The sequence below is a fragment of the Pseudomonas sp. MOIL14HWK12:I1 genome, assembly GCF_000510705.1.
GTDB classification, from domain to species: Bacteria; Pseudomonadota; Gammaproteobacteria; order Pseudomonadales; family Pseudomonadaceae; genus Chryseomonas; species Chryseomonas oryzihabitans.
On record NZ_KI783308.1, the window covers coordinates 485,702 to 504,611 of the forward strand.

Genomic DNA, 18,910 nt, shown 5'->3' on the forward strand with positions numbered 1-18,910 from the left:
GCCACGGCGGAATCCGCCCGTCCGGTTCGACCTCAAGAGGAGCGCTGATGAGATCCCTGGCCCTGCCCCTGTTGGCGGGGATGCTGCTCCTGTCCAAGGCCGCGCCGGTGCGCGCCGACGAGGCGACCCTGACGCGGGGCGAATACCTGACCCGGTTGGGCAACTGCCAGGGCTGTCATACCCGTCCCGACGGTGCACCCTTCGCCGGTGGTGTCGCCTTCGATACGCCTTTTGGCCGTCTTTACTCAAGCAATATCACGCCGGATCGCGAGCACGGCCTGGGCGACTGGACGGCGGAGGAGTTTCGCCGCGCCTTGCACGACGGGCTGGGGCGGGAGGGCGAACAGCTCTATCCCGCCTTTCCCTATACGGCCTTTACCCGCTTGAGCGACGAGGACGTCGCCGCCATCTTCGCCTATCTGCAGATCCAGCGACCGGTGCCCTATGCGCCGCCCGCCAACGCCCTTCGCTTTCCCTTCGATCAGCGCGCGCTGATCCGCGGTTGGAAATGGCTCAACTTCACGCCGGGTCCGTTACCGGTTACTGCCGAGGCGCAGGTGGCTCGGGGCGCCTACCTGGCCGAGGCGGTGGGACACTGCCAGGAATGCCATACGCCGCGGACCTGGAGTCAGGGTCTCGACAGCGGCCGGGCCTATGCCGGGGCAACCCAGCAGGGTTGGACCGCCTGGAATCTCACCGCGGATCCGCGCGGCCTCGGTGGTTGGAGCGATGCCAAGCTCGCCGGCTATCTACGCGAAGGTCATCAGCGCGGCGAGGCCGTGGCGGCGGGCCCCATGGCCGAGGTGGTGAGCGGCGGTACCCGCCATCTGAACGATGCGGATCTCGGTGCCCTGATCGCCTATCTGCGGACCCTACCAGCGCAGCCCGGAGCGGTTCCGGCGCGTGCCGAGGTGCAGCCACTCGGTGAAACCGGGCCGCTCACTGCCGCCGAGGCGGAAAGTGCGGCCTTGCTGCAATCCGCCTGCGCCAGCTGTCATGCGCCGGACGACCAGGGGCCGGCCGGTCCCTATCCGCGCTCCTTCAGCAACTATTCGGCGGTGCGCGATCCGGCAGGGACCAACCTGGTGCGCGTGCTGCTCGACGGGCTCGACCGCCAGGGACGCACCGAGCACGCCTTCATGCCAGCCTATCGGGCGTTGCTCAGTGATCAGCAACTGGCCGATCTGGCCACCTACATCGGCCGCCGCTTTGGTGGTCACGCCGCTGATATTCGTCCCGAGGACGTGGCGGCGGCGCGCGAACGGGAGCACTAGCGGTGGCGGTCCTCGAACTCAAGGTCAATGGCGAGTCGCGACAGCTCGACGTCGATCCACGCATGCCTCTGCTGGACGCCCTGCGCGACGAGCTGGGCCTCAAGGGGCCGAAATTCGGCTGCGGCCTGGGCGAGTGTGGTGCCTGTACGGTGCTGGCGGATGGCAAGCCGGTGCGTGCCTGTCTGCTGCCGGCGGCGTCCTTTGCCGGTCGCGAGCTGCTGACCCTGGAAGGCCTGGGCACGCCAGCGGCGCCGCACGCGCTGCAACGGGCCTTCATCGAGGAGCAGGCAGCGCAGTGCGGCTATTGCATCCCTGGCATGGTGATGACCGCCCGCGCACTGCTCGAACGCGTGCCCGATCCCAGCGATGCGCAGATCCGCCAGGCGCTGGCGGCCAATTTCTGTGGCTGCGGGACCCACTATCGCATCCTGCGCGCGGTCAAGCGGGCGGCGGTGCTCTTGCGCGACGGGCAGGCCCCGGCATGACGCTGTCCCGCCGCACCTTTCTCGGCGGCAGCGCGGTGCTGCTGCTGGGCTTCAGCCTGCAGCGACCGGTCGCCGCCCAGGTATTGCCCGCACCTGCTGACACTGCGAGTCTGGCCAAGACCCTCGATCAACGGCAACTGGACGCCTGGCTGGCAGTGGATGCCCAGGGCCAGGTCATCGTCTACAGCGGCAAGGTGGAACTGGGTACCGGGGTCAGCACGGCGCTGCGGCAGATCGTGGCCGAGGAGCTCTGCGTGGCGTTTGCCGCCACCCGGCTGATCCAGGGCGATACCCGGCTGACGCCCGACCAGGGCATCACCGCCGGCAGCAAGAGCCTGCAGGTGGGCGGCGCCCAGTTGCGCAAGGCCGCCGCCAGCGCGCGGCAATTCCTGTTTCTGGAAGGAGCGCGGCGCCTGGGGCTGGATCTGGCGGTGGTGGACACGGTGGATGGCCGGGTGGTCTATCGTGGCGATCCCACCGGGCGTTTCGTCAGCTATGGCGAGCTGGTCGGCGGACGGCCGCTGGGGCGGCTGGTCAATCAGGCGGTGCGGACCCGCGCCGTCAAGGACTATCGCCTGGTCGGGACCTCGGTGCCGCGGGAAGACATCCCGGCCAAGCTGTTCGGCAGCTTCGCTTACGTCCACGACCTGCGCCTTCCCGGCATGCTGCACGGTTGCGTGGTGCGGCCTCCCTGCATCGGTTCGGCGCGGTTGGCGGGGGTGAGCGTTCGCGGTATCGATGCCAGCGCGCTGCCGGCGGGCGCTCAGCTGGTGTACGAGGGCGCCTTCGTCGCGGTGGTGGCCGAGCAGCCCTGGCTGGCGCGCCAGGGCGCGGCGGCGCTGCGGGTGGACTGGAGCCTGGTACCGGACCTGCCCCTGCCAGGCGAACTCTATGCCCGGCTGGAAGCCAAGGCCGGACCGGCCGACCTTCAGCAGGAGGCCGGCGATGTCGCGGGGGAGCTGGCCAACGCCGCCCAGCGCCTGGACGCCGAGTATCGCTGGCCGTATCAGAATCACGACTCCATCGGTCCGTCCTGCGCGGTGGCAGAGGTGCGTGCCGACGGCGCCACCGTCTGGAGCGGTACCCAGGGCGTCTATCAGCTCCGGGCGGCGCTGGCGGATCTGCTGGCGCTACCGGAAGATAGCATCCATGTCATCTACCAGCAGGCCTCGGGTTGCTATGGCCATAACGGCGCCGATGACGCGGCGGCCGATGCGGCGCTGCTCTCCAAGCTGTGCGGCCGCGCGGTCCGGGTACAATGGAGTCGCGCCGACGAACACGGCTGGAATCCCAAGGGACCGGCCATGCTGATGCGCCTGGCCGGCGGCCTGAGCGCGGCCGGCGATCTGCTGGCCTGGCGCTTCGCCAACTGGACGCCCACGCATCTGACCCGCCCCAATGGCCAGACCGGCAAGGCGGCGCTGCTCGCCGGGCAACTGGCCTACAACCTGCCGCTCAAGGGTGGGCGGGGCGGTGGCAATCGCAATGCGCCGCTGGACTACGACCTGCTCAATGTCCAGGTAGCGACCCACTGGCTGGAAGCCGGGGATTCGCCGCTGCGACCCTCGGCCCTGCGCGCCCTGGGGGCGGTCGGCAATACCTTCGCCAACGAATCCTTCATGGACGAGCTGGCCCTGGCGGCCGGGGTCGATCCCCTGGAATTCCGCCTGCGCTATCTGCAGGACCCCCGCGCCCGGGCGGTGCTGCAGGCCGCCACGGCCAAGGCCGGTTGGCGACCGTCGGCCCGGCAGGAAAAGACCTGGGACGGCGCCCTGGCGAAAGGTCAGGGCCTGGCCTTCCTGCGCTATGAAAATGAGAACGCCTATGTGGCTGCGGTGGTCGAGGTGGCGGTGAGCGAGGCGGCGGGGATCCGCGTCACCCGGGTGGTGGTGGCCCATGACTGCGGGCTGATCGTCAATCCGGATGGCCTGCGCAACCAGCTGGAAGGCTGCGTGGTACAGGGCATCGCCCGGACCCTCAAGCAGACGGTGCGCTTCGATCAGCAGGGGGTGACCAGTCTGGAGTGGGGCGCCTATCCGCCGCTGACCTTCAACGAATTGCCCGAGCTGGAACTGGAGCTGATCGATCGGCCGGAAGAGCCGGCGGTGGGGGCCGGGGAGGCCACCACCGCCGCCATCCCAGCGGCCATCGCCAATGCCGTGGCGGCGGCGACCGGTCTGCGCCTGCGCGAGGTACCGCTGAATCGCCAGCGTCTGCGCGAGGCGCTGGCCGCCCGCCGCTAGGCGCGTTTCAGCCGCTGCTTGAAGAACAGCGCGGCGCCGGCGCCCAGCACGGCGATTACCGCCGCGCCGATCCACAGCGACTCGTTGCCGGCGAAGCTGAAGTGGTTGGCGCCCTTGGCGGCCAGATAACCCGGGCCCATCATCAGTGGCGCCCAGACGATGGCCGAGAGCACGTTGGCCGACTGGAAGCGCAGCTGGTTCATCGCCATCATCCCGGCCACCAGGGGCACGGTGTTGCGGATCATGGTCAGGAAGCGCCCACCGAAGACCGCGAAGAAGCCATAGCGGCGGAAGAACAGCCGGGTCCGGGCCACCTGCTTGCGATAGCGGCGAAAGGGCGGGCGGTGGACGATGCTGGGACCGAGCCAGCGGCCGATGATATAGGAGCAGATGTCGCCGAGGATGGCGCCGACGATGGCGGCCAGCACCAGCGGCACCGGCGAGAGCACCCCGGAGCCGGCCAGGCCGCCGACCACCAGCAGCAGCGCCGTGGCCGGAATGAAGACGCCCAGCAGCACCAGGGACTCGCCAAAGGCGAGCAGGCCGACGAGCAGCGGTGCCCAGGCCTGGTGGGTTTCGATAAAGCCAAGCAGCGATTGCGTCAGGGATTCCATGGGAGGCCACTCTTGCCGAAAGTCCTAAGACTACGCGGCGCCCGTGGCCTGCCAGCCGTTTCAACAGCTTGAATCAATTTCCATTGCTGGAAGTGCGCAGGAGCGCGCATAGGCGTCCCGGTCGGACGCCTCAGCCTTCCGCGAGGGCGTCCTGCGCAGCCTGCCAGCGCAGTGCGTGACGCTCGCCGACGACGAAACGATCGCCCTGGAAGTCCCAGCGCTCCACGTCCACGGTCTTCTCCGTTCCTTCGCCGACCAGCAGGCGATTGAAGGAGTTGGGCGAGGTGCCGCGCACGCGCGATGAGAGGGCGGTGCCGGCCTGCACGATCCAGACCTCGCGGGGGAGGGTGGGGTACTGGCGACTCAGCGGCAGCACATAGGGCAGGTGGATATGGCCGCCCATCACCAGATCCAGGCCGGCATCGGCCCAGGTGGCCAGGGCGTGATAGGCATTGTGCTGCAGATTGCTCAGGTCGCTGAGTTCGAGGGCGCCGAAGGGCTGGTGGGCGATGACGATGCGCAACTTGCCCGGGCCTGCGCGGCGCAGGCGTTCGGCGACGCGCTCAATCTGCTCGGTGCTCACCGCACCATCCTTGTGGCGTTGCGGGGCGGTGGTGTTGAGTCCGACCAGCAGGAGCTCGTCGTTCTCGAAACTGGGCTCAAGGTCCTGGCCGAAATGGCGGCGATAGTTGCCATAGGGCGTCAGGAAACGAGCGAAGACATTGTACAGCGGCAGGTCGTGATTGCCCGGGATCACCAGGGTGCGGGGAATGCCGTAGCTTTCCAGGCGTTCGACGAAGGTCTTGGCGGCGGCGAATTGCTCGCGGCGGGCACGCTGGGTGATGTCCCCGGAAAGGATGAGGACATCGGCGCCGTGTTCGCGGACATGGGCTTCCAGGGCCGCGACCACGGCGGGTTGCTCGGTGCCGAAGTGGGTATCGGAGATTTGCAGGAGGGTCGTCATGAGGACCTGGTTTCCAACGGATTCCCCTTTACGACCGCAACGGACGCCAAGCTATCCGGCGAAGGCTAGTTAGACTTCGCCGTCGTGGTGCCAGGCGTCATGCAGATCGGAGGCGTTGGCTTCGCCGACTTCGGCGCGGGCCTTGAGCCAGTCCAGCAGCGCGGTACGGTCTTCCGCGGTGGGCGAGGTGTAGCGCTTGTTGGCCATGATGGTGCCTTCGACCCAGGCGTTGTCGAAGCCGCCGATGTAGTCCAGCTTGCGCTCTTCGACGTAGTCGATGAAGTCGCCCAGGAAGGTGTCCAGATCGTCTTCGCTGAGTTCGTTCTTGAAGCTCACCTTGATTTCAAAGGCCAGTTCCTGGAATTCGCCCAGGTACTGCTTCTTGCGCAGGCGACGCTTCATGCGGCTCAAACGGGGATCTTGGTTGGTATCGGTCATGGCGAAGGCCTGGATATCGATGAAAGGGCGGGCATTATCCCTGGCGTCGCCGGGTAATGCCAATGCCGAACGCCCGAGCGGCGGCTTCCTGTGCGGGATTCGGCTGCGACCAGAGCGCGCAGCACGGCAGCCGGCGCTCAGCGGATGCGGTTATCGGCAGCCGCCTCAGGCGGCCATGGCCGCGCAGGCGTCGGCGCAGGCTGCGCAGGCCCGGGCGCAGGCCTGGCAGTGTTCGGCCTTGTGCTTGCCGCATTCGGCGGCGCAGGCGCGGCAGGTGGCCAGGCACAGGGCGCAGGCTTCGGCGATGCGGTCGCTGCCGCGCTGCATGAAGGTGGCGGCCAGGCGGCAGGCGTCGGCGCAATCGCGATCCAGACGGACGCAGTCACGCATCATGTCCAGATTGGCTTCGCCCAGGCAGGCGCTGGCGCAGGTTTCGCAGGCGGCGGCGCAATCGAGGCAGGCCTTGATGCAGGCGGCGAGGGTGGCATCGTTCATCCGGTAGCTCCTGGCGGTGGGTGTCTAGGGTGGACCCGTCCGCGCGACGCCGAGTTCGGGCGGCGCCATCGATTGACGCTCTCCCGGCTAGTCCGTACCCTGCGCCCTTGCACGTGGTGCCCCGCCTGGAGCGGGGTGAAACAGGGAAGCCGGTCGAGCCGGCGCTGCCCCCGCAACGGTAGTTGAGCAGTAGCTGCGCGATGCCCACTGGCCCTGGCCGGGAAGGGGCGCAGCGGATGCCCTCAGGGCATCGGCTCACCAGCCCGGAGACCGGCCACGCTTGCGTTCATCTCGGCGATGCGGAGGGCGTCGCGCGGCGTCGCCACCTGCCTTGCGCGGGCGGCGTCTCTGCCCGTTTCTCCGCCGCGCCCGCACCCGGAGAACCATCCATGACCGACACCCCCGATTCGACCAGCCCCGAGCGCGACGAGCGCCACCGCGCGCGCATGGTGCGCAAGAAGGCGGTGATCGACGCCCGCATCGCCGAAGCCCAGGACGAACGCGGCCTGCTGCTGGTGCATACCGGCATCGGCAAGGGCAAGAGCAGCTCCGCCTTTGGCATGGCGGCGCGCGCCCTCGGCCACGGCATGAAGGTGGGGGTGGTGCAGTTCATCAAGGGCCGCCGCGACACCGGCGAGCAACTCTTCTTCAAGCGCTTTCCGGACGAGGTGCGCTACCACGTCATGGGCGAGGGCTTCACCTGGGACACCCAGGACCGCGCCCGCGACCTGCAGTCGGCGGCCGCGGCCTGGGCGGTGGCGGTGGAGCTCCTGCGCGATCCGGCCATCGGCCTGGTGCTGCTGGACGAACTCAACATCGCCTTCAAGCATGGCTATCTGGATGTCGACCAGGTGCTGGCCGACCTGGCCGGGCGTCCGGCCCATCAGCACGTGGTGGTGACCGGCCGCGGTGCGCCGCCGGCGCTGGTCGAGGCCGCCGACACCGTGACCGACATGAGTCTGGTCAAGCACGCCTTCCAGGCCGGCGTCCGCGCCCAGCAGGGTATCGAATGGTAGGCGAGACGCGGCATTGCCCGGCGCTGCTGATCGCCGCCCCGGCCTCCGGTCAGGGCAAGACCAGCGTCACCGCCGCCCTGGCCCGGCTGCACGCCCGTCAGGGGCGGCGGGTAAGGGTGTTCAAGTGCGGCCCGGACTTTCTCGATCCGATGATCCTGGCCCGCGCCAGCGGCGCGCCGGTCTACCAGCTCGATCTGTGGATGATCGGCGAGGCCGAGAGCCGGCGCCTGCTGTGGGAAGCGGCGGGGGAGGCGGATCTCATCCTCATCGAGGGCGTCATGGGGCTGTTCGACGGCCAGCCCTCGGCCGCCGACCTGGCCGAGCGCTTTGGCGTACCGGTGCTGGGCGTGATCGACGCCGCCGGCCTGGCGCAGACCTTTGGCGCCCTGGCCTATGGCCTCGCCCATTACCGGCCGAGTCTGCCCTTCGCCGGGGTGCTGGCCAATCGCAGCGGCAGTCCGCGGCAGACCCAACTGATCCGCGGCAGCCTGCCGGCGGGCATGACCTTCTTTGGCAGCCTGCCGCGCGATGCCGGCATCGAATTGCCGAGTCGTCACCTGGGGCTGATCCAGGCCGACGAGGTCACCGACCTGGATCGCCGTCTGGACATGGCGGCCGATGCCCTGGGCGCCAGTTCCGACATCGAATTGCCGCCGCCCGTGGCCTTCGCCGCGCCGGAGCCGACCGCGGTCGAGCCACTGCTAGCCGGAGTGCGGATTGGCGTGGCCCGGGATGCGGCGCTAGCCTTCATCTACCAGGCCAACCTGGATCTCTTGCGCGCCCTGGGCGCCGAGCTGCAGTTCTTTTCCGTGCTGGCCGACACGACGCTGCCGGCGGTGGACAGCCTTTATCTGCCGGGCGGCTACCCCGAACTGCACCTGCAGACGCTGTCCAACAACCTGGGCATGCGCGCGGCCATCCGCGCCCACCACGCAGCGGGCAAGCCGATCCTCGCCGAGTGCGGCGGCATGCTCTATCTGCTCGACGAACTGACCGACAAGGCCGGCGAATCCGCCAGCCTGCTCGGACTGCTGCCGGGCAGCGCGCGGATGCAGGCGCGACTCACCGCCTTGGCCCTGCAGTCGGTGGATTTCGCGCAGGGCACCCTGCGCGGCCACACCTATCACCACTCCGCCCTGGAGTCACCCGAGACGCCCTGGGCGCGCGGGCTGTGCCCCAACGGCAAGGCGGTGGCCGAGGCGGTCTACCGAGACGGTCGCCTCACCGCCAGCTATATTCACTTCTACATGCCGTCGGCACCCGCCGCGGCCGCCGCGATGCTCAAGCCGTGACCACGACCCCCTATACCCCCGCCGAACAAGCCGCCGTCTACCGAGCCATCGCCGAGCGCCGCGACATGCGCCATTTCTGCGGTGGCGAGGTGCCTCCCGAACAACTGGCCCGTCTGCTGGGCGCTGCGCACCAGGCGCCCAGCGTCGGGCTGATGCAGCCCTGGCGCTTCCTGCGCATCAGCGATCCGGCCCTGCGCCAGCGCCTGCACGAACTGGTGGAAGAAGAGCGCTGCGCCACCGCCGAGGCCCTTGGCGAGCGCAGCGACGACTTCATGAAGCTCAAGGTGCAGGGCATCCTCGACTGCGCCGAGGTGCTGGTGGCGGCGCTCATGGACGGCCGCGAAGCCCACGTCTTCGGCCGCCGTACCCTGCCGGAGATGGACCTCGCCTCGCTGTCCTGCGCCATCCAGAATCTCTGGCTGGCCGCCCGCTGCGAAGGCCTGGGCATGGGCTGGGTGTCGCTGTTCGAGCCGGAAGCCGTGCGCAGCCTGCTGGAGATGCCGGAAGGCGCCCAGCCGGCGGCTATCCTCTGCCTGGGGCCGGTGGAAGCCTTCTACCCGCGGCCCATGCTGGAAGAGGAGGGCTGGCGCCAGGGGCGGCCACTGGAGGAGCTGGTCTTCGAGAACCGCTGGGGCCAGAAGCCATGATGCTGGCCTTCGCGGTCGTCGGCGGCATGCTGCTCGACCTGCTGCTCGGCGAACCCCGCCGCGCCCATCCCCTGGTCCTGTTCGGGCGCCTGGCCGATAGCCTGGAGGCCCGCTTCAATCCCGGCGGGCGCGGCTGGCGCAGCCATGGCGTGATGGCCTGGAGCCTGGCCGTGCTGCCCTGGGTGCTGATCACCGCCTTGCTCTGCCAGATCGGCTGGCTGGCCTGGATCATCCAGCCCCTGGCGCTGTATCTGGCCGTGGGACTGCGCAGCCTGGGCGAGCACGCCGAGCCGGTGGCGCGCGCCCTGCAACGCAACAACCTGCCCGAGGCGCGGCGTCGGGTCGGCTATCTGGTCAGTCGCGAAACCAGCGAGCTGGACGAGACCGCCGTGGCCCGCGCCGCCACCGAATCGGTGCTGGAGAATGGCAGCGATGCGGTCTTCGCCGCGCTGTTCTGGTTCGCCCTGCTCGGCGCACCCGGCGTGGTGCTCTATCGCCTGGCCAATACCCTGGACGCCATGTGGGGCTATCGCACGCCGCGCCTGGAGCGTTTCGGCTGGGCCGCGGCGCGGCTGGACGATGTCCTCAACTATATCCCTGCGCGCCTGGTGGCCCTGACCTATGCCGGCCTCGGCCGTTTCTGGAGCGCCATCGAAAGCTGGCGGACCCAGGCGCCGCTGTGGGACAGCCCCAACGCCGGCCCGGTGATGGCGGCCGGTGCCGGTGCCCTGGGCGTGAGCCTGGGCGGTCCGGCCCGCTACCACGGCGAGTGGCACGAGCGCCCGGTGCTGGGCCGTGGTCCGGCGCCGACCTTCCTGGCCATCACCCGCGCCCTGAAACTGGTCCGCCGTGGCGCCTGGTTGTGGACCGCACTGATCGCCCTGGGAGGACTGCTGCTTGCTTGAGCACGGCGGTCGCCTGAGGCGCGCGGCGCGCACCTACGACATTCCCCTGGGCGACTGGCTGGACCTGTCCACCGGCCTGGCTCCCTGGCCCTGGCCGCTGCCGGAGATTCCCGCTAACGCCTGGGCACGGCTGCCCGAGCCCGACGACGGCCTGGTGGAAGCCGCCTGCGCCTGCTACCGGGCCAGCGCGGCACTGCCGGTGGCCGGCTCCCAGGCCGCCATCCAGGCGCTGCCGACCCTGCGTCCAGCCGCGCGGGTCGCGGTGCTGGCGCCCTGTTATGCCGAGCATGCCCTGGCCTGGCGTCGCGCCGGGCACGAGGTGCTGGAATGGGACGAGACAGGCATCGCGGCCCATCTCGACCAGCTGGACGTGGTGGTGGTGGTCAATCCCAACAACCCCACCGGCGAGCGCCTGTCGCCCGCCCGGCTGCTGGACTGGCACGCCCGGCTCGAACGCCGGGGTGGCTGGCTGGTGGTGGACGAGGCCTTCATGGATGCCACCCCGGCAGCGAGTCTTGCGCCCTTCAGCGATCTGCCCGGACTGATCGTGCTGCGCTCCTTTGGCAAGTTCTTCGGACTGGCCGGGATGCGCCTGGGCTTCGTGCTGGCGGCGCCGAGCCTGCTGGCGCGCCTGGACGAGCAGCTGGGTCCCTGGACGGTGAACGGCCCCAGTCGTTATCTCGCCCGGCAGCTGCTGGCCGATCAGTCGGGCCAGCAGCGTCAGCGCGAGGCGTTGCTCGAGGCCAGCGAGCGGCTGGCCGCGGTGCTCGCTAGCCATGATCTGCTGCCCAGCGGCGGCTGTGCCCTGTTTCAATTGCTGCAGCGCCCGGATGTTGCGGATCTGCACGAACACCTGGCCCGCCAGGCCATCCTGACCCGTCTGTTTCCCGCGCTTGGCGCTCTGAGATTCGGTCTGCCCGGCGACGAGGCCGGCTGGCAGCGCCTGGACCAGGGCCTCGCCAGCTACCGGAGTCCCCTATGAGTACGCTGATGGTGCAGGGCACCACCTCCGACGCCGGCAAGAGCACCCTGGTGGCCGCGCTGTGCCGCTGGCTCTATCGCCAGGGCGTGGCCGTGGCGCCCTTCAAACCGCAGAACATGGCGCTCAACAGCGCCGTGACCGCCGATGGCGGCGAGATCGGCCGCGCCCAGGCGGTCCAGGCCCAGGCCTGTGGCCTGGCGCCCCATACCGACATGAATCCGGTGCTGCTCAAGCCCAATACCGATGTCGGCGCCCAGGTGATCATCCATGGTCGCGCCGTCACCAGCATGGATGCCAAGGCCTATCACGCCTACAAGCCGGTGGCGCGGGAAGCGGTGCTGGCCTCCCATGCGCGATTGGCCGAGCGCTATCAGGTAGTGCTGGTTGAAGGCGCCGGTTCGCCGGCCGAGATCAACCTGCGCCAGGGCGACATCGCCAACATGGGCTTCGCCGAGGCGGTGGACTGCCCGGTGCTGCTGGTGGCGGACATCGACCGCGGCGGCGTCTTCGCCCATCTGGTCGGCACCCTGGACCTGCTCGAACCCAGCGAACAGGCGCGCGTCGCCGGCTTCATCATCAATCGCTTCCGCGGCGACCTGGCCCTGCTGCAACCCGGGCTGGACTGGCTCGAAGCCCGTACCGGCAAGCCGGTGCTCGGCGTGCTGCCCTATCTGCACGACCTGCACCTGGAAGCCGAGGATCGCCTGGCCACCGGCCAGGTCGCCAAGCAGGGACCGCGCCTGCGGGTGGCGGTGCCGGTGATGCCGCGGCTGAGCAACCACACCGATTTCGATCCCCTGCGCCTGCATCCCCAGGTGGAATTGCTGTTCGTCCGCCAGGGCGAGGAATTGCCCGCCGCCGACCTGATCATCCTCGGCGGCTCCAAGAGCGTGCGCAGCGACCTGGCCTTCCTGCGCGCCCAGGGCTGGGACACGACCATCGCCCGTCACCTGAGATACGGGGGACGGGTACTGGGCATCTGCGGCGGCTTCCAGATGCTTGGCGAGCGGATCGCCGATCCCCTCGGACTGGAAGGCGCGCCGGGTGACAGCGCCGGTCTGGGCCTGTTGGCCATGACCACCGAACTGGCGGCGGAAAAGCAGCTGCGCAACGTGGAGGGCTGGCTGAACGACGGCGATGCCGAGGTGGCCGGCTACGAGATCCATGCCGGCGTCAGCCAGGGCCCGGCCCTGGAGCGCCCGGTATTGCGCTTCGCCGATGGCCGTGTCGACGGCAGCCTCAGCGCCGACGGCCAGGTGCTGGGTACCTACCTGCACGGCCTGTTCGAGTCGCCAGCCGCCAGCGTCGCCCTGCTGCGCTGGGCCGGCCTGGCCGAGCCGCGGCAGCTGGACTACCACGCCCTGCGCGAACGGGATCTGGAGCGCCTGGCCGATCTGGTCGAACACCACCTGGACACCGGGCGCCTGCGCGCCCTCTGCGAGCTCTAGATGCGTGAATTCATCCTCGGTGGCGCGCGCTCCGGCAAGAGCGCCCTGGCCGAGCGCCTGGCCGCCGAGTCCGGCCTTGCCGTCACCTATATCGCCACTGCCGGTGGCAGCGATGCCGAGCTGGCGCGGCGCATCGAGCGCCATGCCGCCCGCCGGCCGGCGCACTGGGCGCTGGTGGAAGAACCCCTGGCGCTGGCCGAACGCCTGGCGGCCCTGGCGGCGCCGGAGCGCTGCCTGCTGGTGGACTGCCTGACCCTCTGGCTGACCAATCTGCTCCTGCTCGACGATCCCCAGCGCCTCGATCGTGCCTGCGCGGAGCTGCTCGAGCTCCTGCCGCAGTTGCCCGGTCACCTCATCTTCGTCAGCAACGAGACCGGCCTGGGCGTCGTCCCGCTGGGCGAGCTGACCCGCCGTTATGTCGATGCCGCCGGCGAATTGCACCAGGCCCTGGCCGCGCGCTGCGAGCGCGTGGTGCTGACCGTCGCCGGTCTCCCCCTGACCCTCAAAGGAACCCCGCTATGAGCATGCCCTGGTGGCAAGGACCCTGCCGCCAACCCGATACCGCTGCGGCCGAAGCCGCACGCCAGCGGCAGACGGTATTGACCAAGCCGAGCGGTTCGCTCGGTGATCTGGAAGTGCTGGCCATCCAGCTGGCGGCCCTGCAGGGCACGCCGCGGCCGCTGCTGCAGCGCACCGCCATCGCGGTCTTCGCCGGTGATCACGGGGTGGTGGAAGAGGGCGTCTCGGCCTATCCGCAGTCCGTGACCGCCGAGATGGTGCGCAACTTTGTCTGCGGCGGGGCAGCCATTAGCGTGCTCGCCCGGCAACTGGACGCTGCTCTGGAAGTCATCAACTTGGGCACCGTCACGCCGCTGGAAGCGCTGCCCGGCGTCATCGACCTGCCCCTGGGGCGCGGTACCGCCAACTTCACCCTGACCCCGGCCATGACCCATGACCAGTGCCAGGCGGCGCTGCTGGCCGGTCGCGACGCCGTCCTGCGCGCCTGTGCCGGCGGCGCCGACCTTTTTATCGGTGGCGAGATGGGCATCGGCAACACCACCGCCGCCAGCGCCATTGCCAGCGTGCTGCTGGATACCTCGCCGCTGGCCCTGGCCGGCCCCGGGACCGGGCTGGACGCCGATGGCGTGGCGCGCAAGGTGGCGGTCATCCAGCGCGCCCTGTTGCGCCATGGCGACGCCCTGGAGGATCCCTACGAACTGCTGCGCCGCCTGGGCGGCTTCGAGCTGGCCGCCCTGACCGGTGCCTATATGGCCTGCGCCCAGCAGGGCCTGCCGACCCTGGTCGACGGCTTCATCTGCTCGGTAGCAGCCCTCTGCGCCCAGCACCTGCAACCCGATACTCGCGACTGGCTGCTGTTCGCCCACTGTGGCGCCGAGCCCGGCCACGCCGCGGTGCTGCTGGCGCTGGGCGGCGAACCCCTGCTGGATCTCGGCCTGCGCCTGGGCGAAGGCAGCGGCGCGGCCCTGGCCGTGCCGCTGCTGCAGCTGTCCTGCCGCCTGCACAGCGAGATGGCGACCTTCGCCGAAGCCAGCGTCTCCAGTCGCGCCCATGACTGACTGCTGGCTGCTGCGCCATGGCGTCACCGAAGGCCCCGAAGGCTTTCGCGGACGCCTCGATCCGCCGCTGGCGGAACACGGCTGGGCGCAGTTGCGCGCCGCCGTCGCCCCGCAGCCGCCTTTCGAGCTGATCCTGACGTCGCCGCAGCAGCGTTGCGCGCGCTTCGCCGAGTGGCTGGCGGCGGAGCAGGGCGCCGAGCTGGCGGTGGAAGCCGATCTGCGCGAACTGGATTTCGGCGCCTGGGAAGGCCGTACCGCCGCCGAACTCATGCAGGACCAGGCAGAGGCCCTGGGCCGCTTCTGGGCCGATCCCTATGCCTACACCCCGCCCGGGGGCGAACCCGTGGCGGCTTTCGCCACGCGGGTCCTGGGCGCCGTGGCCCGCTGGCGGCCACGGCTGCAGGGCCGGCGCAGTCTGATCGTCACCCACGGCGGCGTCATCCGCCTGCTGCTGGCCCGCCAGCGGGGGCTGCCACCCAAGGACCTGCTGCAGGTCGAGGCGCCCTACGCGACCCTGCAGCCGCTGACGCTGGAGGAGGGCTGATGCCGCTGCCGCTGCTGATCGCCGTGCAGTTTCTGACCCGTCTGCCGGTGCGCCTGCCCGGCATGCCGCCCGCTGCGGCCGTCGGCCGCTCGGTGCTCTGGTATCCGGCGGTCGGCCTGCTGCTGGGTGCGCTGCTCAGTCTGATCGCCTGGCTGGGGGCGTCGGGCGGCGTCTTGCTGCAGGCGGCCCTGGTGCTGGCCGGCTGGGTGATCCTCACCGGCGGGCTGCATCTGGACGGCCTGGCCGACACGGCGGATGCCTGGATCGGCGGCTACGGTGACCGCGAGCGGACCCTGGCCATCATGAAGGATCCGGCCTGCGGCCCCATGGGCGTGCTGGCGCTGCTGCTGACCCTGCTGCTCAAGTGGAGCGCCCTGGTGGTGCTTCTGCCCCACGCGCCGGCCGCGCTGTGGCTGGCGCCGCTGGCCGGTCGCCTAACATTGCCCTGGCTGTTGCTGACCACCGCCTATGTGCGCCCTGGCGGTCTGGGCGAGCTGCTCAGTCGTCACCTGCCGCGGAAGGTCCTGGTCCGGGTGCTGTTGCTGGGGGCTCTGGGCATGGTCCTGCTACCCCAGGGCCTGACCGCGCTGCTGGTGACCGCCGGGATCGCGCTGCTGGTGCGTCGCGCCCTGCGCCGGCGGCTTGGCGGTACTACGGGCGATACCGCGGGCGCCCTGCTGGAGATCGTCGAAGCCGGGGTGCTGGTCGCGCTGGCCCTGACGCTGGGCTGAAAAATCGGCCCAAGCGTGAGATACCCGGGATTTTGCGATCTCCGTCCTTGAACGACCCCGGTTAACGGGTTAATAAGGCGCTTGGTTGCGCGCCCAGCGAAGCCACCTCGGCACGTGCGGATCCAGAGGGAGTCGTCGTCAGCTGGACAAGGAGCCCCAATGACCGATGCGCCTCACAGCGTCGCCTCGCCCCGGGAAGTCGCCCCCGCGTCGCGGCTCCGCCTCAAGCCTCGCAGCCTGTTCGCCAAGTTCTTTCTGGCGTTCATCCTGGTGGACGCCCTGGGTACCCTGCTGTTCACCCTGCACAGCTATCGCCAGGCGCGCGACGCCAGCAGCCAGAGCATCGACTATCGCCTGATGAGCGCGGCCCTGGCGCTGCCGGAGATCCTCGGCGAAGACTATCTCGCCCAGTTGCAGGACCCGGCCAAGGCGGACCCGGAGCGCTACCAGCGAACCCTGATCACCCTGGATCGCTATGCCCGCAAGGCCGGACTGGCCTCGCTCTATGCCTTCGTCAAGGAAGGGTCAGACTTTCGCTTCATCATGGATTCGGCCAACGAGGAGGAAATCCGCGTCGGCTACTTTGGCGACTATCGCCAGCTCTACGATCAGGCCCCCCCGGAACTCGGTGCGGTGTTTGCCGATCATCAACCGCGTTTCGCGGAGTATCAGGATAACTTTGGCAGTTTCCGTTCCCTGTTCCTGGCCATTCCAGGACAGGACGGGCAAGCAGTCGTCATAGGGGCAGACATGTTCATGGAAGGAATAGCAGCGGCGGAGCAGTCGGCTCTGCTGGATTCGCTGCTCATAGGGGCGATCATCTTCGCGATGGGCGCCCTGGTCAGCCGGATATTGGCTGGCGCGCTCAATCGCTATCTGGCCCGTCTCGGGCAGGCCACCGAACGCATCGCCGACGGTGACTATCAACTGGGTCTCAAGGAAGGCCGCGATCCGGTCGGCCGGCTGGGCCGCGCCATGAACCAGATGGGCGCCGCCCTGGCCGCTCGCGAGCGGCGCATCAGCCAGCTGGCCTTTCGCGACATGCTCACCCGCCTGCCCAATCAGGTGCGGCTGGTGCTGGAAATCCGCCAGCGCATCGAGCGCGCCGCGGCCGGACGCTTCGCCGTGCTGCTGCTGGACGTGGCCAACTTCCGCAACATCAACGAATTGCTCGGCCAGGAAGGCGGCGACAAGATCCTGCGCCACCTGGCCCGCCGGTTGAGGGTCGCGGCGCCGGAAGAGAATGGCGTGGCGCGGATCGGCGCCGACACCTTCGTCCTCTTGCTGCCCTGGTTCGACGACGCCTCGGCGGAGGCGGCGCTGCTGTCGCTGCGCAACCTGGTGGAGAAACCCTTCGTCAGCGGCAACCAGCGGGTGTCCCTGCGCATCACCTTCGGCATCGCCTGCTACCCCGAGCATGGCGGCAGCGCCGAAGCCCTGCTGGCCAACGCCGAGACCGCGCTGCAGGACGCGCGCCGGCGTCAGCTGCCCTTCGCCTTCCATGACCCGGACCAGGAACGTCAGCGGCAGCTCGGCATCGCCATGCTCGACGCCCTGGACCTGGCCGTGGACCACGATCAGCTGCGGCTCTATCTGCAACCCAAGATCGCGCTGCCCGACGGCCGCGTCGAGGGCGCCGAGGTGCTGATCCGCTGGCAGCATCCGGAACTGGGCCTGCTCAAGCCGGACGCCTTCGTCGGCATCGCCGAACAGAGTCGCAAGATCTGCGACATCACCCTCTGGGTGCTGGAGCGCTGCATGCGCCTGCAACGGGAGCGGCAGCTGGGCGCCCTCAAGCTCAACGTCAATCTGTCGCTGCTGGACCTCGAGCACCCGGCCTTCATCGCCCGCATCGGCCGGCTGCTGGACGAGACCGGCGCCATGGCCGCCGGCTTCTGCCTGGAAATCACCGAATCCCGCGCCATGAGCAATCCGGTGCAGGTGCTCGACTGCCTGCGCCAGCTCAAGGCCATGGGTTTCGAATTGTCGCTGGACGACTTCGGCGCCGGGCATTCCTCGCTGGCCTGCCTGAGCAGCTTTCCCATCGACGAGCTGAAGATCGACCGCCAGTTCATCGAGCACTGCCAGCTGCCCGGGGACCAGGAGGTGATCAGGCTGCTGGTCCAGCTGGGCCAGTTGCGCGGGTTGCGGGTGGTGGCCGAAGGCGTGGAAACCCGCCAGGCCCTGGAGGTGCTCACCGATCTGGGCTGCGACCAGATCCAGGGCCAACTGGTGGCCGGCGCCCTGTCGCTGGACGACTTCCAGCGCTGGTACGCCGAGCAGGAACAGGGCCTCTGGGCGCTCAGGGCGTAGGCGAGGGCGCAGGCCCTGCCATTCCCGGTGCAGCGAGCAGTGGCGGCAGCCGCTCGATCAAGGTGTCCAGCACCAGGCGTACCCGAACGGGCAACTGTCGCGTGTCGGCCCAGACCGCCTGCAGGGCGATGGGGCGGGCGCGTTCGGCAAAGCTCAGCGCCACCAGCTGACCCTCGCGCAAGGCCGGGGCCACCAGCCAGTTCGGCAGGCGCGTGACGCCGAGGCCGCGGCAGGTCGCCAGCAGCATGGCGTCCAGATCGTCCAGCAGGATCCGGGCGGGCGGTCGCACCTCCAGCATCCGGCCCGCCGGATCCTCGAACACCCAGCCCGCGCCCTCGACACCGCGACTGTAGAGCACGGCCGGCTGCCGGGCGAGTTCATCCAGGGTGCGCGGCGTTCCATGGCGGGCCAGCCACGCGGGAGCCGCACAGACCACCATGAGATCCTCGCCCAGCCACCGGCTGCGCAGGCCGGGTGTATCGTCCAGCGGACCGCTGCGGATCGCCAGGTCGATGCCTTCTTCCAGCAGGTCCACCTTGCGATCGTTGAAGGACAACTCGAAGTGCAGATCCGGCCAGCGCTCAGCCAGCTCGAACAGGATGGGCGCCAGGCAGCGGCGACCGAGCAGGACCGGCATGCTCAGGCGCAGTCGGCCGCGTGGGGTAGGGCGCCCAGGGGCGAGGTCGTCCTCGGCGCCCTCCAGCTCCGCCAGAATGCGCAGGCAGCGCTGGTAGAACAGCTCGCCTTCCAGGGTGAGTTTCTGGCTGCGCGTGGTGCGCTGGAACAGCGGGACGCCCAATTGCTCTTCCAGGCGGGCGACCGCCTTGCCAACGGCCGAGCGCGACAGGTGCAGCCGTTGAGCCGCGCTGCTGAAGTTGCCGGACTTCACGGCCTGGACAAAGGCCGCAATGCTGCCCAGGGAATCTGCTCTGATCATCTCGA

Annotated in this window: 19 protein-coding genes and 1 riboswitch; of the genes, 14 read left to right on the top strand and 5 right to left on the bottom strand. The window is 69.5% G+C overall.

Annotated elements, in window-relative coordinates; genetic code table 11:
* The first annotated feature begins 47 nt into the window (after positions 1–47).
* The 3 genes from PSEK12I1_RS0119875 to PSEK12I1_RS0119885 are packed head-to-tail and all read left to right on the top strand — an operon-like array spanning position 48 to position 4,002.
* Complete coding sequence (locus PSEK12I1_RS0119875; protein ID WP_027602685.1) at positions 48–1,274, top strand: cytochrome c; 1,227 nt, start codon at positions 48–50, stop codon at positions 1,272–1,274.
* Positions 1,275–1,276: 2 nt separating this feature from the next.
* Positions 1,277–1,759, top strand: a complete 483-nt coding sequence (locus tag PSEK12I1_RS0119880) for a (2Fe-2S)-binding protein (RefSeq protein WP_027596939.1) — start codon at positions 1,277–1,279, stop codon at positions 1,757–1,759.
* Positions 1,756–4,002, top strand: coding sequence for a molybdopterin cofactor-binding domain-containing protein (locus tag PSEK12I1_RS0119885; RefSeq protein WP_027602686.1), 2,247 nt, complete (start codon positions 1,756–1,758; stop codon positions 4,000–4,002). The genes PSEK12I1_RS0119880 and PSEK12I1_RS0119885 overlap by 4 nt, the downstream gene beginning before the upstream one ends.
* Here PSEK12I1_RS0119885 and PSEK12I1_RS0119890 read toward each other — a convergent pair.
* The 4 genes from PSEK12I1_RS0119890 to PSEK12I1_RS0119905 all read right to left on the bottom strand — a co-directional run bounded on the left by PSEK12I1_RS0119890 (position 3,999) and on the right by PSEK12I1_RS0119905 (position 6,513).
* Complete coding sequence (locus PSEK12I1_RS0119890; protein WP_027602687.1) at positions 3,999–4,616, bottom strand: DedA family protein; 618 nt, start codon at positions 4,614–4,616, stop codon at positions 3,999–4,001. The two genes, PSEK12I1_RS0119885 and PSEK12I1_RS0119890, sit on opposite strands and share 4 nt — an antisense overlap.
* Positions 4,617–4,746: 130 nt before the next feature.
* Positions 4,747–5,580, bottom strand: coding sequence for a metallophosphoesterase (locus PSEK12I1_RS0119895; protein WP_027602688.1), 834 nt, complete (start codon positions 5,578–5,580; stop codon positions 4,747–4,749).
* Between the two features lie 69 nt (positions 5,581–5,649).
* A complete protein-coding gene (locus PSEK12I1_RS0119900) occupies positions 5,650–6,018 on the bottom strand; it encodes a YggL family protein (RefSeq protein WP_037007217.1) in 369 nt (122 codons plus the stop codon).
* A 165-nt stretch (positions 6,019–6,183) separates the two neighbouring features.
* Positions 6,184–6,513 carry a four-helix bundle copper-binding protein gene (locus PSEK12I1_RS0119905; protein ID WP_027596934.1) on the bottom strand — a complete coding sequence of 110 codons (330 nt, stop codon included), beginning with the start codon at positions 6,511–6,513 and terminating at the stop codon, positions 6,184–6,186.
* A 97-nt stretch (positions 6,514–6,610) separates the two neighbouring features.
* A riboswitch (cobalamin riboswitch) is annotated at positions 6,611–6,807 on the top strand.
* A 95-nt stretch (positions 6,808–6,902) separates the two neighbouring features.
* Between PSEK12I1_RS0119905 and cobO the strand changes: the two genes are divergently transcribed.
* From cobO to PSEK12I1_RS0119960, 11 genes are all read left to right on the top strand, one after another.
* Complete coding sequence (gene cobO, locus PSEK12I1_RS0119910) at positions 6,903–7,529, top strand: cob(I)yrinic acid a,c-diamide adenosyltransferase (protein WP_027602689.1); 627 nt, start codon at positions 6,903–6,905, stop codon at positions 7,527–7,529.
* Positions 7,523–8,821, top strand: coding sequence for a cobyrinate a,c-diamide synthase (locus PSEK12I1_RS0119915; protein WP_027602690.1), 1,299 nt, complete (start codon positions 7,523–7,525; stop codon positions 8,819–8,821). The genes cobO and PSEK12I1_RS0119915 overlap by 7 nt, the downstream gene beginning before the upstream one ends.
* Positions 8,818–9,468, top strand: a complete 651-nt coding sequence (bluB, locus tag PSEK12I1_RS0119920) for a 5,6-dimethylbenzimidazole synthase (protein WP_027602691.1) — start codon at positions 8,818–8,820, stop codon at positions 9,466–9,468. Before PSEK12I1_RS0119915 ends, bluB begins: the two co-directional genes overlap by 4 nt.
* Positions 9,465–10,373: an adenosylcobinamide-phosphate synthase CbiB gene (gene cbiB, locus PSEK12I1_RS0119925; RefSeq protein WP_027602692.1), complete on the top strand. Its 909-nt coding sequence runs from the start codon at positions 9,465–9,467 to the stop codon at positions 10,371–10,373. Before bluB ends, cbiB begins: the two co-directional genes overlap by 4 nt.
* The gene (cobD, locus tag PSEK12I1_RS0119930) at positions 10,366–11,355 is read left to right on the top strand and encodes a threonine-phosphate decarboxylase CobD (protein ID WP_027602693.1); all 990 of its coding nucleotides are present in this window, start codon (positions 10,366–10,368) and stop codon (positions 11,353–11,355) included. Before cbiB ends, cobD begins: the two co-directional genes overlap by 8 nt.
* Entirely contained in the window at positions 11,352–12,803 is a 1,452-nt protein-coding gene (locus PSEK12I1_RS0119935) for a cobyric acid synthase (RefSeq protein WP_027602694.1), read from the top strand. Before cobD ends, PSEK12I1_RS0119935 begins: the two co-directional genes overlap by 4 nt.
* On the top strand, positions 12,804–13,325 hold the full coding sequence (cobU, locus tag PSEK12I1_RS0119940; RefSeq protein ID WP_027602695.1) for a bifunctional adenosylcobinamide kinase/adenosylcobinamide-phosphate guanylyltransferase: 522 nt from the start codon (positions 12,804–12,806) through the stop codon (positions 13,323–13,325).
* On the top strand, positions 13,322–14,380 hold the full coding sequence (cobT, locus tag PSEK12I1_RS0119945; RefSeq protein WP_027596926.1) for a nicotinate-nucleotide--dimethylbenzimidazole phosphoribosyltransferase: 1,059 nt from the start codon (positions 13,322–13,324) through the stop codon (positions 14,378–14,380). Before cobU ends, cobT begins: the two co-directional genes overlap by 4 nt.
* A complete protein-coding gene (locus PSEK12I1_RS0119950) occupies positions 14,373–14,924 on the top strand; it encodes a histidine phosphatase family protein (protein ID WP_027602696.1) in 552 nt (183 codons plus the stop codon). Before cobT ends, PSEK12I1_RS0119950 begins: the two co-directional genes overlap by 8 nt.
* Positions 14,924–15,655: an adenosylcobinamide-GDP ribazoletransferase gene (locus PSEK12I1_RS0119955; RefSeq protein WP_027602697.1), complete on the top strand. Its 732-nt coding sequence runs from the start codon at positions 14,924–14,926 to the stop codon at positions 15,653–15,655. Before PSEK12I1_RS0119950 ends, PSEK12I1_RS0119955 begins: the two co-directional genes overlap by 1 nt.
* A 159-nt stretch (positions 15,656–15,814) precedes the next feature.
* The gene (locus PSEK12I1_RS0119960; protein WP_027602698.1) at positions 15,815–17,968 is read left to right on the top strand and encodes a bifunctional diguanylate cyclase/phosphodiesterase; all 2,154 of its coding nucleotides are present in this window, start codon (positions 15,815–15,817) and stop codon (positions 17,966–17,968) included.
* Here the strand turns inward: PSEK12I1_RS0119960 and PSEK12I1_RS0119965 are convergent.
* Positions 17,958–18,905, bottom strand: coding sequence for a LysR family transcriptional regulator (locus PSEK12I1_RS0119965; protein ID WP_037007219.1), 948 nt, complete (start codon positions 18,903–18,905; stop codon positions 17,958–17,960). The genes PSEK12I1_RS0119960 and PSEK12I1_RS0119965 overlap by 11 nt on opposite strands.
* Between the last annotated feature and the right edge of the window lie 5 nt (positions 18,906–18,910).